This window comes from Vibrio sp. 1069, from assembly GCF_033340555.1.
On sequence record NZ_JAWOWP010000226.1, the window covers coordinates 1 to 828 of the forward strand.

Annotated in this window: 1 pseudogene; it reads right to left on the reverse strand. The window is 47.7% G+C overall.

What is annotated here, in order from left to right:
- Positions 1–828 (reverse strand): annotated as a pseudogene (metL, locus tag R7040_RS25605) (bifunctional aspartate kinase/homoserine dehydrogenase II); the annotation flags it as partial.

Genomic DNA, 828 nt, shown 5'->3' on the forward strand with positions numbered 1-828 from the left:
TCCCGAGAAGATTCCGGATAGCGCCACAATCTCATCACCACTTTCACGCAGATCTCGCACGGTATGGTTGATAGGTAACCCAGCCCCAACCGTCGCGTTGTAGAGCCAGTAACGACCGATTTTCGCGAATGCATCTTGCACTTGATGGTAATATTGACTATCGGCAGAGCCTGCAACTTTGTTAGCAGAAATTAAATGGATGCCTTGCTGAGCGATATCAACATAACGTTGCGCCAACTCTTTGCTCGCGGTCATGTCCAATACCACAGCTTCATCATAACCTTGTAAATCGCCTAACCGACTCAGCCACGCCCCATCGTTCTCAATACTTTCATCATCAAACTTGTCGGCAACCGCCGCCGCATCGATACCCTTTTCATCAAACCAATATGTCTGGCTATCGACAACGGCGACTAAGTCAAAGCTCATACCGTGGCGTTTTTCGAGTTCTGGTTTCTGAGTCGCAAATAGAGTTAACCAGCTAGAACCGATATTGCCTTTTCCACATAACGCTACCGCTACGCGCTTTTGCGCTTGGAATAACTGGCTGTGAATCAACTGTACTAATGCTTCGGTATCGGTGCGACGTAGTACCGCAACTAGGCTTAGACCTGATTCAGTTTCAGAAACAAATTCAACTGGTGCGTGCTTCAATTTTTGGTAAAAACCAAAACAATGGTTGGCATTCTTCGTTACGCCCGCTCCGACAGCGGCCACAAGTGAATAGCCTTCTTTGAGTTTGATTTCAGCTTCAACCGCAAGATTTTGTAGATACTTCCGCGCACCCGTCGCAATCTCTGCGGCGTACGCTAAGCGTAATTTTTGCCG